This is a genomic window from Pseudomonas sp. LBUM1662 (genome assembly GCF_059695915.1).
The window spans coordinates 2,848,071-2,861,079 of the sequence record NZ_CP166793.1; the positions used below are offsets into that span (position 1 = coordinate 2,848,071).

A 13,009-nucleotide genomic window follows, 5' to 3' on the forward strand; every position below is an offset into this window, starting at 1 on the left:
TTGCCGCCCACGAGAATGACGTGTCACCCATGAGAAGTGCCCCCATGTCCAAGGACAGACTTTACGACGCGTTACTTGATGCGCTGACCGCCACGTTCGGCCATCACCCTGGATTTCGCGCGACCCATGCCAAGGGTGTGTTGCTCAGCGGAACCTTTATGCCGTCACCGCCCGCTCCGGTACTAAGCCGGGCGGCCCACTTGCAGGGGCATCCGGTGCCGGTGTTGCTGAGGTTCTCCAACTTCAGCGGCGTGCCGGCCACCGAGGACGGCGACCCGATGGCCAGCCCGCATGGCCTGGCCGTTCGCTTTACGCTGCCGGATGGCGGGTTCACGGACATCGTGACCCATTCTTTCGACGGCTTCCCGGTGGCCACGCCTGAAGACTTCCTGAGTTTTCTGCAAGGCATCGCCGCCAATGTCGCCACTCCGCCGGACCCGCTGCCGCTGCAAACCTTTCTGGCCAGCCATCCCAGAGCCGGGCATTTTCTGCAGACGCCCAAGCCCGCGCCGAGCAGTTACGCGACCTCCGAGTACTTCGGCATCAACGCGCTGGTGTTCACCAACCGTCAGGGTGAAGCGCATGTCGGTCGTTACCGGATTGAACCGTTGCGGGCAGAACCTGCCTTGAGCGAGCAGCAAGCCGCCGCGATGCCTGCGGATTATTTGCAGGACGAGATCGGCGCACGATTGAGGCGGGGGGCTGTGAAGTTGCGTCTGGTGGTGCAATTGGCGGCGCCCGGGGATGCCATCGAAGACGGCTCGATTACTTGGTCGCGCAGCCACGATGAAGTCGAGCTGGGGATTTTGACCCTGGATATGCTTGTCCCGGCCGAGGAGCAACAGTCCACGCAGCAGCGCCTCGACTTCAATCCCGGACGCTTGCCCGACGGGATTGCACCGAGTCACGACCCGATGATTCTGGCGCGGGAACGCATCTACCAGCGGGCGCTGCTCAGGCGGCAGCAACCATGAGCATTGACGCCGAGATTGGCGTCAGCGTGATTGTGCATGAGGTCAATCCGCAGCATCAGGCGTTGTATGAGCAATGGATGAACAAGGCCATCGACGCCCATCGGCAGTTTCCGGGTTACCTGGCGACGGATGTGGTCAAGCCTGTTGGCTCGCACCTGCGTTACGCGATCATTTTGCGTTTTGTCAGCAAGGGGCATGTTGTGGCTTGGCTGGAATCCCAGGTGCGGCAGGCGTTGTTGCGCGAATCGTTGCCTTGGTTGCGACAGGACTACCACCGTACTGACGACGATTCGAAGTTCTGGTTTGAGCCGGTGCAGGGGCGGGTGGCGGTTGCGCGATGGAAGCAATGGGTGCTGTCGTGGATGATTGTTTTGCCGTTGACGGTGATTTTGCCTTGGGGGTTGGCGGTGGGGCTTGAACTGGCTGATCTGCGATGGCCGGCCTGGATATTCAAGGTTGCGGTTGCCGGGTTGGTGTCGTTCAACATGGTGTATTGGCTGATGCCGTTGACGACGCGGCTGATGTCGCGGTGGTTGTTGAAATGACGATCGAAGGTGGCTTGCCCGCAGCCTGTTTAAACAGAAAAACCAGACACGTTTAAATGAAGCTTGCTGTTACCGCATCGAGGCTACAACGCCTTGCGCCACCCCCTACACGTAAGACAGAATCCGCCGGCTTGTGCGTCTGGGGTGCGGGTTTTATCGTTGCTGGGTCACTGAAAATCAGTGATCGGGTTTGGTAGCCCGGTATTCCAGGCGCAGAGCGCCACCTTTTGCAGAGGTCGTTTTAATCTCTGTTTTTTATGGTGGCCATGCGCAGGGCTCCTTCGGGAGCGCCGGGTTCCTGGACCGGTCTACCAACCCGCGTATGGCCGCCACCCTGCGTTTGGTAGCGAAGGGTGATGGCTCCTCATTTATTCCAGGAGTTCATCTATGTTCAAAGCTACGCCAAACCCACCGGACACCGATCCGGCATCCCCCTACGAATCCCTCGATTCGAAAAAACTCCACGAAGCCGCCGAGCGCGCACTCGATCACTACCTCAACCCGGGCGCCCACATCATGGCCAGCACTCACGAACCCGAACCCATGTTCCTCGCCAACCCCAAGTACGACACCGAATCCCTGCTGGCCAACGCCAGCGAATCACTGGGCTCGGCCACCACCATGCTCAGCAACTTCGCGGCGTTGCTGGACAACTCACACCGCAAGACCTTGTTGGGCATCACGCAAGTGGTCATGTTGGGAGAATTGGCGGTAAACCAGGCGCTGGATAAAGTCGAACCAAAAGCGTAAATCACCACAGGAAAATCCGCACCAGTCCCCTGTAGCAGCTGTCGAGCCTGCGAGGCTGCGTCCGAAGACGCAGTCCTCGCCACCCGGTAAACGCGGTACTCCTGACAGAACCAGTCGCCTGATTTTACGACTGCTTCGCAGCCGAACGCAGCCTCGCAAGCTCGGCAGCTGCTACATTTCCGCCGTTCTGACCCGTATTTTCCTTCGCCATCTGCGTCTGTAATGCACCCCGCCTGCAGCTCACAATGACAGCACGGTCTGCAGTCGCACAGTCACTGCACCGTAAACTCATAATGTAGGAGGCCCTATGGGCAAGATGGCAATTTTCCTCGGTGGATTTCTGGTGTTAACCATTTTGATTGGTGCCCTGGCCACGATCTCTCCCGCTTAGTCCCTTCCTCCCGTCAGCACACAGCACAACGCCTCCACAGTGGGAGGCGTTGGCGATTTGTGTTCGGCAATCACTCGGCTCGCCAGCGCCGCGCCTGCACGATCAGCGCCGGAGCAAAGTGCAGCACAACCATTCGTACCAAATGATGCGTCAGGATAAACACCACGTTCAGCCCGCCACTGAACGCGACGATGGCGATGGTTTCGATGGCGCCCGGCATGTATGCGAGCCACAACGACAACGGATCGCTGCCCAGCACGCGCCCGGCGATGCCGGCAAACGCTGCGGCGATCACCAGCATCAGGCCGACGGCGATCAGCCCGGCGCGGCCATGGCGCACGAGTTCGGCGAAGGTGATGTCCTTGAATTTCGAGCCAATCAGCACGCCGATCAGGACGGAGGCCGAGTCGACACTCCATTGCGGAAGGTGGAACGCCTGGAGGTAGCCCAGCTTGATGTAGGTGCCGGTGAGCACGATCGCGGTGAGCATGAACGGTGCCGGCACGCCGACGCTCAACAGCACGCGGCCGAGCAACAGGCACAAGGCGATCAGCGACAGCAGGGTCAGCGCCGTGCTCACGTCCAGCGGGCTGCTCTGGGCAAGCGCCACGTCGACCTGCCCGGGAATGCAAAAGCTGACCAGCAAGGTGATCGACAACAGCCGGACCAGGTGTACGACGATCACTTTGCCGGACGCGCGTTCGGACTCGATCAAGTCGAACACGGCGGCGAGTGCGCCCGGGTACACGGATAGCATCGAGTCTTTGAGGTTCCAGCCCGAAACCCTGAACAACCAGAAACCCGCCACCGTGCTCTGGACCGTCAGGCACAACAGCATGAAACCGAGGCTGGGCAACATGGCCGCCACGGTGTGGTTGTCCCACGAGGTGAACATCAGACCGGTCGCGATCCCCAGCACGATTTGCACGTAGCCAAGGCCGAAGGGCAGGGTGGGGGAGAAGCGCAAGTTGCTGGCGATCAATGCGCTCGCGAGGATTGAGCCCAGCAACAGGCCGTGGGGGATACCGGTGTGTTGCAACAGGGTGCCGACGCCAGTGGCAATCAGCAAACACACTAGGGTTTTCATGAGTCTTCCTTGATTCGTGTCGTACGCCAACGCATCCGTTTGGGCCGTGCACGTTTTCCCACTTAATAAGGTGGAGCGTCAAGCACGTGTGCGTTCTCTGTCAGGACCGGATGCTCAGCATTCCATGGAGACCCAAGGAACAAGGTTAATCAACAATTGGGCACGTTGCTGCAGGGTTAGCTGATTGCGTGTTTTTACAACTACGCGCTTGATCATCTCTCAGTTTTGTTTTGCATGTTTTATTAGCGCTGGCAATCCACTCATCGCCGCGATTATAGGCAGTTTCATCCCCGCTTCCTTTGTAGATAGCCTTGGCGAGATCGCTCATTGAATGTCGCGTCGCCACATTGAAGGAGCCTGCAAGATTAAAAGTTATCTCCTGAACATGTGGTAGAGGTTTGAAAAATATCTTATGAGGTAATCTGAAAATTGAGAGAATTTCATAATCAAAATATACGCGGAGGATCCGCGCTTCTGCACCCAGGCTTACTCCGATATTTTCAAGGCGTTGAGGTGTGCAAGTACAGTCGATAACTTCTTTGGCTTTCGTTGAAGCATCTACCGAAGCTGTTACGGGGGAGGGATCAAACACGATTGCCTGCTCCACGCGGCTCGGAAACGCATACAGTATGTGCTGAGCCAGCCCTCCACCCAACGAGTGTCCCGTAGTTATAAATCTAGGTGGACGCATCCCTTTTGTCTTTGAGTCTTTTTCATAATGATCAATGAGTCGTTGCATATAGACTCGAGCAAGATCAAATTGATTTTCGCCAGGTAGAGTCCTGGTAAACCACCACATGTTTCCGTAAATCCAATCCCCGATACCACCATAGGTCCCGCGGAAAGCCACGGCTACTATTGTCTGATTATCTTGTCGGCGCTCCCAGACGTTGTACATCAGACCTGTTTCATCCTCGCAACCAAACTTTGGCGGGACAGCAGTATCGGGGATACTGAGTTCTTTTATCTCCACCCAGCGACTTTCCCCGATTCCGGCTTCAAGTATCTCGTCCTTAAGTTTTTTTTCTAGCTTATCGTCTACTTCGCTCGCTTTTTCGCGCGGTATGCAGTGAGGGGGGACGTGATAAGCATAGGCTGACATTAGTGCATAGGGGGTAAATCGCCTCGCCGCCAAGACTGGGTTTTCAATCATTGCCCTGTAATGTTCGGTCCGTATTCTAACTGTTCCTGGTGTTCTGATTCCGAGGACTCCATAGTCTTCACAATGCTCCATCGCTAGATGTGTACAGGAGGTCAAGGCGATGACCCCTGTCGACCAGGAAAACCAGCGTATGATTCGGTTAACAAACGTTGGTGTACGCATTGGATTTCTCTCAGACATCTATTTCGTTTATGTCTAATTCTGCTTTAAAGCATAAGAAAATTAGATCCAGGCAAGCACTTGCAGGAGTGTAGACGGTTTCATGACAAGCACCGAATCAGGTGGAAGGCATGAAAAGCATCCTTAAGTCATTGTATTTACGGGTGAGAACTATAATTGCGCTGCCAATTTGCACACTCCAATTGTCGAATCTATGCTGGAGATGACGGAGAGAGTGCCAGTCGTTGACGCTACTAAAACGATTGCTCCAATAACTTCAGGGAGTTCGGACTGTGCGAAACCTAATTTTTCCATTGGTTCTTTTGCTTTCAGGTTGTTCTGCCGTTTCTCAAAATCTTGATACGCCAGTCAGCAATCGTGCAGAGCGTTTGGGGATGCATCAGCAAGAAAAAGTGAAGTTTGATGACTTGTTGCTGGCTAAAGCCCAGAACTGTCCCGGTCAAGCGAGCTTTCCGAAAGGAAAAGCCGATGATGATTACGATAAGGTTCAGGCTCGGTGGAAACTCCTCGATTGCTTGTTCAAGGATGTGCAGGGGCGAAAACTTGTCGTGCTCCTGGATGGAACCGCCAATGACAAGGAAGACAGCACCAATATTTGGCGCCTTTATGAACTTGCGCTGTCCAGGACACTTAAAGGCAGTTTAGACACCAAAATAGAGCTGGGCGATCCGGTCATTCCCTATTATGACAAGGGTGTGGGTACCAGTCCTACCTCGCCTATAAGCGGCGCCGCATTCGGTACCGGTGTGAGTATGAATATCCGTCAGGCCTATCGCTTTTTGGTCGAGGCCTACAAACCACAGGATCAAATCTATTTATTCGGATTCAGTCGCGGAGCATTCACGGCGCGCTCCCTTAACGGCTTTATCGAATTTGCGGGCTTGGCGAAACCAGCGTCCGTAGCCCCCAATACACTAGACGATACATTCCTGTTGTGGTGGGCGGGGAACTTCCACAGCAAAGTCTCCAATATGTATAAGCTCTATCATCAATCTAATACTGGCAGAGCTACTTTTGAAAGCGAGCTGCGCACTGAGTTGAAAGACTATCGCAAGGCGAACAACATAGAGATATATGGAGATAAACCGTCGGATAAAAAGGTCACCGTGGAAGTGGTGGGCGTGTTTGATACCGTTCCCGCAGTGGGGCTAGGCCTGGATGAGGATCCAGACGGGCATCGAATCGAGCTTTATGCGAGACGGGGTTATCACGCGATGTCCCTGGACGAGCAGCGCGATAGCTTTCGCCTTCAGCGTTTCGGTGTGCCGCAGTATGCAGAGCAAACGCTAGAGGAGGTCTGGTTTGCGGGGGCTCATGCCGATGTCGGCGGCGGCTATTACAAAGGCCCTGAAGCGTTAATCTGCGGTAAAGAATTTGGAGTGGGTGAATCTGCCCCGGTTGGATTGGAAGCTACGCCGTTGCGCTGGATGTTAACGAGAACAAAAAATGATCGTATTTTTTCTGATGCCGAGTGGCCCAGGGAATGTGTAGGCGGGCAGCTTCATGATGAATATTTTGACGCCAACCGGTATTTAGCCGCGCTCTATAAAAACGCGGGCTTACTGCGTCGCAAACCTATCGCTCATGACAACGTCGATAAGAGCGTCCTGACCCGTATGAAGATCAAGAAGCTAGCAGCACCCCATCCCAATCGTGAGCCTGAAGGACAATATCGACCGGTTAATCTCGGACACGACCCTGAATCAACCTTCACGATTGTCAGTCCAGACTCAATGCCGGCGCTCACTCATTCTCCTTGAGGACTGGGTGGCGTTCACGCAAATTTCGGGCGGTGGCGAAGGTCATCAATGACTTCCTCGCGCCACAAACGTAGTCTTGCCGGTTCGCGTATCAAGATAAAACAAAAATCAGGAGTCATTGATGCAACCGATCCGTCTCGGTCTGGTGGGCTACGGCAAGATTGCCCAGGATCAACACGTTCCCGCTATCCACGCCAACCCTGCGTTCCAGTTGGTGTCTGTCGCCACGCAAGGGCAGCCCTGCGCCGGGGTCGAGAACTTCAAGTCCCTGAGCGAGCTGCTCGAAAACGGCCCGCCGGTTGATGCGATTGCGTTTTGCACACCACCGCAAGGACGATTCGCTCTGGTGCAACAAGCACTGGCCGCAGGCAAGCACGTGTTGGTAGAAAAACCGCCGTGCGCCACGTTGGGTGAAGCGATGGCGTTGGCGAGCCAGGCACAGGAGCAAGGCGTCAGCGGTTTATTCGCCTGGCATTCACGCTACGCGCCGGGCATCGAGGCGGCCCGTGACTGGCTGGCCAGCCGCACCCTTCAGAGCGTGCAGATCGACTGGAAGGAAGACGTGCGCAAGTGGCATCCCGGCCAGGCCTGGATCTGGCAGCCTGGAGGCCTGGGCGTTTTCGATCCGGGCATCAATGCCTTGTCGATCGCCACCTATCTGCTGGCGCTGCCGCTGTTTGTCGAGTCGGCTGAACTGCGAGTCCCCAATAACTGCCAGTCGCCGATTGCCGCTTCGATCAAAATGTCTGACGCGCGTCACCTCGATGTCCGCGCGGAGTTCGATTTCGACCACGGCCATGACGAACTCTGGAGCGTCGAGATCCGCTGCACCGAAGGCACCCTGCGCCTGGATAACGGTGGTGCCCTGCTGAGTATCGACGGTGTGCGCCAGGCCGTCTCGGAGGAGGGCGAGTACGCGGCGGTGTATCGACATTTCCAACAGCTGATTGGCGACAACGCCAGCGACCTGGACCTCCAGCCGCTGCGACTGGTGGCCGACAGTTTTTTTGTCGGCAGTCGGGTGTCGGTTGAGCCGTTCTACGACTGACAACCGCTAAAGTGCGGCAGTGACTGGTTGGGGCGAAAGTGGATATTCACCGCCGCCTCTCTCAGGCAAACGCTTCCTCGATAAATGCTTCCAGCGCTTTGTCTTCCAGTATCTCGATGGAGAAGTGCCCAAAGCGCTTGGGCAACCAGATGATGCGGGTCCCGGACGGGGATTGCAGGTTCGCGCGAGCGAGTGGTTTTCCATTTTCGTCTTCTGGCTGAACACCCGCGGCGATCAAGTCGTCATAGGCCTTCTCGATGTCCGGTGTGGAGTAGCAGTGGCGGTAAATCATGCCTTCGCCCGCGGAGTCCAGGAGGTCCTTCAGGTTGCCCGCCAAGGGATGCACCAGCATGAAACGCTCCTGACCGATCAACGCAATCGCGTAGCGCACGTGCAGGCCACCGCGTTCCCATACGAGCGTTTTAGAAATCCTGGCTTGAAGAATCTGTGCGTAATAGGCACAGGCTTCCTCGAGATTCTTGACCAGTACATCGACGTGGCTGAACTTCAGCTCCATTGCATTCCTCCTGTCTGACCGGTGGCCATGGTAACGACGGCTTCATCAGAATGAGAAGGGGTTTTGTGTGGCTGTTTTCTGGTCGAAGAGTTGAACGAAGAGCTGATCGATAAGTCAGGATCATCAGATGTACTTTTTTCATCAGAGGATTCCACCATGCACGAATGGACCCTGAATTACCTGTTCAACGGCGAACCCCGCACCTACCTGTTTGAACTGGAACAGCCTCAGCTGCCCGTCCATGAGGCCGCGATGCACTTGCTGCAGCTGCATTATGGCGACGGTGAAAACAGCCTGATCATGCCCACCGCGGACGCGACGCCGGCGCAGATTCTGCAACAGGCCGAGCGGGTAGGGCTGACGCAGATTGCGGTCGTGAATCAACCCGGTTGATGCCTGAGCACGGCACTGAGGACACGCTGTCCGTATAAACCGACGCCAAGCCCCGACACGATGAGAACGACTGCAACGATTTTGTTGAAGGACAGGCTTTCATTGAAAATCAGGACTGAACCCAGCAGGCCGAACACCGGCACCAATAACGACAACGGCGCGACGGTCGACACTGGGTATCGTTTCAGCAGTGAATTCCACACCCAGTAGCCGAACAGGGTATTGGGATAGACCTGGAACAGGATCGACAGGACGGCACGGTAGTCCAGTTGATGCACCAACGCGCTGTAACCCGTCGAGCCGTTGACCGCGTAATCAAGCGCGAAAAGCGGGATGGGCGAAAACGCACTGGACCACACCAGGAAGGCGAAGACCTGAGTGGTCCTGGCTTTTTTGTTGATTATGTTGGCCGCACTCCAGGCCACTGCGCCCAGCAGCACCAGGATCAGCCCGGCCGTCGTCACTGTGCCGTCAACAATCGAGATGATGCTCAATAAGCCACAGAAGGCGATGCCCATGCCCGCCAGTTGGTAGCGGGAAATCGTTTCCTTGAACATCCATGCGCCCAGTAGGATTGTGAAAAACGCGCTGAACTGAAGCACCAGCGAAGCGATGCCTGCTGAAAGACCCGACTTGATGCCAAGGTTGACGACGACCCAGAGCCCTATGCCGAAGACCAGACCGTATCCAATGATGTAGCGCCACTGCACATCGGGTTTTGGAATGAAAAAGATCGCTGGCAGTGCGCAAAGCGTGAAGCGAATGCCGGCAAGAATCAGTGGGTCAACGGTGGTGAGGCCCAGTTTGATCACTGAGAAATTCACGCCCCAAATGGCCGTAATCGAGAGGGCGAGTAGCAGGTGTCCGGCTTTCATGCTGATCTTCCTTGATGGGTGGGTGAGAGATGACTCGTCAGAAACCAAAGCGCCAACGCCGCAGCGCTGATCAGGGCGCCCAGCAGGCTCACCGCCGTCCAGCCCCAGAGCGCGTAAACCTGGGTCGCGGCTGCCGCGCCCAGCGCGCTGCCGACCGAGTAGAAGCACATGTAGGCGCCGACCATGCGACTTTGGGCGTCAGGGCGTGCCGCAAAAATGAAGCTCTGATTGGTGACGTGGACGGCTTGCACCGCGAAATCGAGCACGATCACGCCGCAGACCAGCGCAATCAGGGACGTCTCGGCAGAAGCGATGGGTAACCAGGAAAGCATCAGCAGCCCCAGCGAAATGCCAGTCACGCGTTGTCCCCAACCTCTATCGGCCCACTGACCGGCTCTTCTCGCAGCCAGGGCTCCGGCGATGCCGGCCAGGCCAAACAGGCCGATGGCCGTGTGTGAAAGCGACAGCGGCGGGGCGCTCAGCGGCAGCACCATGGAGGTCCACAGCACGGAAAAGGCGGCGAAGATCAATAAGGCCAACAAACCCCTGATCCGCAAAACCGGTTCGGTCATGAACAGCTTGAACATCGACCGGATCAGCGCTGGGTAGGTGTCTTGATTGCGTGGCGACACGGCGGCAGGCACCACTTTCCATAGCACCACCGCGAGGGTCAGCATCAATCCTGAGGAAACGAAATAGACGGCGCGCCAGCCTGCCAGGTCGGCGATCAGCCCAGAGGTAAACCGCGCCAGAAGAATGCCCAGGACAACGCCGCTCGTGATGGTCCCCACTGCCTGCCCACGTTGTGAGGGCGTGGCCAACGTGGCGGCGTAGGCCGCAAGCACCTGAACCACCACGGCCAGTAAACCCATCACGATCACCGCGCCCAAAAGCGCCAGCCATTGCTGTGAGGCGCCGACGGCTGCCAGTGCTATGGCAGACAGCATCACTTGAGTCAGAATCAGCCGCTTGCGGTTAACCCGGTCGCCCAACGGTACGATGAACAGTAATCCCAGCGCGTATCCAGCCTGAGTGGCCGTCACCACGACCCCGATCAATCCTGAGGTGACGCCCAGGCTTTCAGCCATTGAAGCGAGCAAGGGTTGGGCAAAGTAGACATTGGCGACGGCCAGTGCGCAGGTGACCGAAAACAATAACGTGAGCGCCGGAGAAAGCCCCGCAGGTTGGGCGGGCCTGCTGCTTTTTCCGGTTTCCATGGTCGGCAATCCCGAAGGCTGCCGGGTGCTACGTTGGGCGACTGTGTCGGCATCTGCTGTCATGAACGCCTCCATGGCGTTAAGCTGGTTTCAAATAAAAACTGGATTCGAGTATTGCTGAATCAAGTTTTAAATTGCAACCAGTTTGTCGGCAGATGTGACAACCCTTATCCAAAAGGTAAATACGATGGTCGAAGGCACTTCAACGCAAAGCAGCGAATGCCCCGTGGCAAGAACACTGGAGGCCATCGGGGATCGCTGGTCGCTCATGATCATTCGCGATGCGTTTGACGACATTCGCCGATTCAGCGAATTTCAAAAGAGCTTGGGCGTCGCCAAAAATATTCTGGCTTCGCGACTGAAAACCTTGGTTGAGGTCGGAGTCTTCGACATTCGGCCGGCGTCAGACGGAAGCGCCTACAAGGAGTACGTCCTGACGGACAAGGGGCGGGAGATCTTTCCGGTGGTGGTCAGCATGAGGCAGTGGGGCGAGCGTTACCTGTTCCAGCCTCGGGAGACGCGTTCTGTGCTGCTGGACAACGCGTCCGGCCAGCCTCTGATGCCGATGGACGTTCGCTCATCAAGCGGGCAAAAACTCGGACCCGCTGACTGCCACAGGGTGAGGCTGGTTAACGGCGAATAGCGGACGGGCTTCACCCGTCGATGCGAGCCGTTATCCACTCACGGCTGTACGCCAGCACGCTCTGTGCAATCGCCGTCGGAAAATGAATAAATCCGTGTGGAGACGACGGGAGCAAGTGCATCTCCACAGGTGCCGATTGCCTCCAGCGCTCGGCGATGTCGAGTGTGTCGTCTCTCAGGGGATCCAGCTCGCCGGCAAACAGCAGCGCCGGCGGGAAATCGGTAAAGTCGCCGTACAGCGGTGACAACGGTGGCTGCCGACGTTGTTCTTCGGTCAGGCCCGGCGTCAGCATGCGAAACGCTTCAACCATGCCAGGACCGTCCAACAGCAGCGTTTCAGGCGGCGCTGCGCGGACGCTCGGGGTTCCGGTCAAATCGTAGACGCCGTAATACAACAGCGCGCCGCTCACCCGTTGCAGCAAGTCGGGCGATTGTTTCAGCGACAGCAACGTTGCCGCCGCAAGGTGAGCCCCCGCCGATTCGCCGACGACAATGACGGGCAGATCCGCAAACTCGGTGCAGTCCTTCAGTAACCAGCGAGCGGCACAAAGGCAGTCTTCCATCAGGCCTTCAATCGGAGTCGATACGGCAAGCCGGTAATCGACCGAAACAACCGTAACGTTGCACGCATTCACCATGGCAACGTTAAAGCCGTCATTCATTTGCGCATTGCCGATCACCCATCCACCGCCGTGGAAATCAAGCACAACGCCTTTTGCTTGACCTCTCGGCCGGATGATCCGGACGGGCACCGGGACGCCGCCGGCATCAATTATCTTTCTTTCAGCCTTGAGCCCATGCTTGAGCAATTGACCCGCGCCGCCGATCTGGCTGGCGCGCAGCAGTGCCTGGATCACCCGAGGCGTAAGCCGATTGCGGATGCGAAAGCGCGGCAACCAGGCGAGCTTTTTGTTGAAGTTGCGCACTTGCTCCCACGCCTGCTCGCCAGCCGGCCAAGGTGTTTGAGTCGCGAGTTCGGGATTCTCCATCAGCGGTTATTGCGCAAGATGGAAAAATTCAACGCAGCCGCGACACACAGCCACACCAGGTAAGGAAACAGGATCAGGCCAGTGATCACATCCAGCCGGATTGCCATCACCACCATGGCGGCGACCACCAGCCAGAGCAGTGTCAGGATCACCATGGCGGCGAAAATACGGTGCGCGCCGAAGAATACCGGTGTCCACAGCGTATTAAGCGCAATCTGCGCCGCCCATAACGCCAGCACCACCTGACTTCCAGGTATCAGGGACAACCGATACCCGGCCCAGGCGAGCAGCAGATAGATAATCGACCAGGCGACCGGAAACAGCCAATTGGGTGGCGTGAAGCTGGGCTTGACGAGCGATTCGTACCACTGGCCCGGTTTGAAAAGAATGCCTGTACTTGCTGCGGCCGCGCAGGCCAGAAGAAAAATCAGAAAGGTCATCGTCAGTCCTTGGTTGAGCTCAGCGGTGTGGGTTTGCAG

Annotated in this window: 14 protein-coding genes; 7 read left to right on the forward strand and 7 right to left on the reverse strand. The window is 56.8% G+C overall.

Annotated features, from left to right (window positions below):
* The first annotated feature begins 44 nt into the window (after positions 1 to 44).
* The 3 genes from ACA049_RS12910 (at position 45) to ACA049_RS12920 (ending at position 2,269) form a co-directional block, all read left to right on the forward strand.
* Positions 45 to 974 (forward strand): catalase family peroxidase, encoded by a 930-nt coding sequence (locus ACA049_RS12910; protein WP_497335961.1) that lies wholly within the window; start codon positions 45 to 47, stop codon positions 972 to 974.
* Positions 971 to 1,519 carry a hypothetical protein gene (locus ACA049_RS12915; RefSeq protein ID WP_497335963.1) on the forward strand — a complete coding sequence of 183 codons (549 nt, stop codon included), beginning with the start codon at positions 971 to 973 and terminating at the stop codon, positions 1,517 to 1,519. The genes ACA049_RS12910 and ACA049_RS12915 overlap by 4 nt, the downstream gene beginning before the upstream one ends.
* Positions 1,520 to 1,906: 387 nt before the next feature.
* A complete protein-coding gene (locus ACA049_RS12920) occupies positions 1,907 to 2,269 on the forward strand; it encodes a DUF6124 family protein (protein ID WP_497335965.1) in 363 nt (120 codons plus the stop codon).
* A gap of 461 nt (positions 2,270 to 2,730) precedes the next feature.
* Here ACA049_RS12920 and ACA049_RS12925 read toward each other — a convergent pair whose 3' ends face one another.
* Both ACA049_RS12925 and ACA049_RS12930 read right to left on the reverse strand, forming a co-directional pair.
* Complete coding sequence (locus tag ACA049_RS12925; protein WP_497335967.1) at positions 2,731 to 3,747, reverse strand: AbrB family transcriptional regulator; 1,017 nt, start codon at positions 3,745 to 3,747, stop codon at positions 2,731 to 2,733.
* A gap of 145 nt (positions 3,748 to 3,892) precedes the next feature.
* Complete coding sequence (locus tag ACA049_RS12930) at positions 3,893 to 4,900, reverse strand: hypothetical protein (RefSeq protein ID WP_497335969.1); 1,008 nt, start codon at positions 4,898 to 4,900, stop codon at positions 3,893 to 3,895.
* A 461-nt stretch (positions 4,901 to 5,361) separates the two neighbouring features.
* On the opposite strand from ACA049_RS12930, the gene ACA049_RS12935 reads away from it, so the two are divergent.
* Both ACA049_RS12935 and ACA049_RS12940 read left to right on the forward strand, forming a co-directional pair.
* Positions 5,362 to 6,849: a phospholipase effector Tle1 domain-containing protein gene (locus tag ACA049_RS12935; RefSeq protein WP_497335971.1), complete on the forward strand. Its 1,488-nt coding sequence runs from the start codon at positions 5,362 to 5,364 to the stop codon at positions 6,847 to 6,849.
* Positions 6,850 to 6,970: 121 nt separating this feature from the next.
* On the forward strand, positions 6,971 to 7,897 hold the full coding sequence (locus ACA049_RS12940; RefSeq protein ID WP_497335973.1) for a Gfo/Idh/MocA family protein: 927 nt from the start codon (positions 6,971 to 6,973) through the stop codon (positions 7,895 to 7,897).
* A 61-nt stretch (positions 7,898 to 7,958) separates the two neighbouring features.
* Here the strand turns inward: ACA049_RS12940 and ACA049_RS12945 are convergent, their stop codons facing one another.
* Positions 7,959 to 8,414: a VOC family protein gene (locus ACA049_RS12945; protein ID WP_497335975.1), complete on the reverse strand. Its 456-nt coding sequence runs from the start codon at positions 8,412 to 8,414 to the stop codon at positions 7,959 to 7,961.
* Positions 8,415 to 8,570: 156 nt separating this feature from the next.
* On the opposite strand from ACA049_RS12945, the gene ACA049_RS12950 reads away from it, so the two are divergent.
* Entirely contained in the window at positions 8,571 to 8,807 is a 237-nt protein-coding gene (locus ACA049_RS12950; protein ID WP_497335977.1) for a hypothetical protein, read from the forward strand.
* Here ACA049_RS12950 and ACA049_RS12955 read toward each other — a convergent pair.
* Positions 8,795 to 9,682, reverse strand: a complete 888-nt coding sequence (locus ACA049_RS12955; RefSeq protein ID WP_497335979.1) for an EamA family transporter — start codon at positions 9,680 to 9,682, stop codon at positions 8,795 to 8,797. The two genes, ACA049_RS12950 and ACA049_RS12955, sit on opposite strands and share 13 nt — an antisense overlap.
* Positions 9,679 to 10,962, reverse strand: a complete 1,284-nt coding sequence (locus ACA049_RS12960) for an MFS transporter (RefSeq protein WP_497335981.1) — start codon at positions 10,960 to 10,962, stop codon at positions 9,679 to 9,681. Before ACA049_RS12960 ends, ACA049_RS12955 begins: the two co-directional genes overlap by 4 nt.
* Positions 10,963 to 11,086: 124 nt before the next feature.
* Here ACA049_RS12960 and ACA049_RS12965 point away from each other — a divergent pair, with 124 nt between their 5' ends.
* On the forward strand, positions 11,087 to 11,542 hold the full coding sequence (locus tag ACA049_RS12965; protein WP_497335983.1) for a winged helix-turn-helix transcriptional regulator: 456 nt from the start codon (positions 11,087 to 11,089) through the stop codon (positions 11,540 to 11,542).
* 10 nt (positions 11,543 to 11,552) lie between these two features.
* On the opposite strand, the gene ACA049_RS12970 is transcribed toward ACA049_RS12965, so the two are convergent.
* Positions 11,553 to 12,530, reverse strand: a complete 978-nt coding sequence (locus tag ACA049_RS12970) for an alpha/beta hydrolase (RefSeq protein WP_497335985.1) — start codon at positions 12,528 to 12,530, stop codon at positions 11,553 to 11,555.
* Entirely contained in the window at positions 12,530 to 12,970 is a 441-nt protein-coding gene (tspO, locus tag ACA049_RS12975) for a tryptophan-rich sensory protein TspO (RefSeq protein WP_497335987.1), read from the reverse strand. The genes ACA049_RS12970 and tspO overlap by 1 nt, the downstream gene beginning before the upstream one ends.
* Between the last annotated feature and the right edge of the window lie 39 nt (positions 12,971 to 13,009).

What these genes read in the sequence shown, in the direction of transcription:
- ACA049_RS12910 (WP_497335961.1), top strand. Translation starts at nt 45, where the DNA reads ATGTCCAAGGACAGACTTTACGACGCGTTACTTGATGCGCTGACCGCC.
- ACA049_RS12915 (WP_497335963.1), top strand. Translation starts at nt 971, where the DNA reads ATGAGCATTGACGCCGAGATTGGCGTCAGCGTGATTGTGCATGAGGTC.
- ACA049_RS12930 (WP_497335969.1), bottom strand. Translation starts at nt 4,900, where the DNA reads ATGATTGAAAACCCAGTCTTGGCGGCGAGGCGATTTACCCCCTATGCA.
- ACA049_RS12965 (WP_497335983.1), top strand. Translation starts at nt 11,087, where the DNA reads ATGGTCGAAGGCACTTCAACGCAAAGCAGCGAATGCCCCGTGGCAAGA.
- ACA049_RS12950 (WP_497335977.1), top strand. Translation starts at nt 8,571, where the DNA reads ATGCACGAATGGACCCTGAATTACCTGTTCAACGGCGAACCCCGCACC.
- ACA049_RS12960 (WP_497335981.1), bottom strand. Translation starts at nt 10,962, where the DNA reads ATGACAGCAGATGCCGACACAGTCGCCCAACGTAGCACCCGGCAGCCT.
- ACA049_RS12920 (WP_497335965.1), top strand. Translation starts at nt 1,907, where the DNA reads ATGTTCAAAGCTACGCCAAACCCACCGGACACCGATCCGGCATCCCCC.
- ACA049_RS12955 (WP_497335979.1), bottom strand. Translation starts at nt 9,682, where the DNA reads ATGAAAGCCGGACACCTGCTACTCGCCCTCTCGATTACGGCCATTTGG.
- ACA049_RS12925 (WP_497335967.1), bottom strand. Translation starts at nt 3,747, where the DNA reads ATGAAAACCCTAGTGTGTTTGCTGATTGCCACTGGCGTCGGCACCCTG.
- ACA049_RS12945 (WP_497335975.1), bottom strand. Translation starts at nt 8,414, where the DNA reads ATGGAGCTGAAGTTCAGCCACGTCGATGTACTGGTCAAGAATCTCGAG.
- ACA049_RS12970 (WP_497335985.1), bottom strand. Translation starts at nt 12,530, where the DNA reads ATGGAGAATCCCGAACTCGCGACTCAAACACCTTGGCCGGCTGGCGAG.
- ACA049_RS12940 (WP_497335973.1), top strand. Translation starts at nt 6,971, where the DNA reads ATGCAACCGATCCGTCTCGGTCTGGTGGGCTACGGCAAGATTGCCCAG.
- tspO (WP_497335987.1), bottom strand. Translation starts at nt 12,970, where the DNA reads ATGACCTTTCTGATTTTTCTTCTGGCCTGCGCGGCCGCAGCAAGTACA.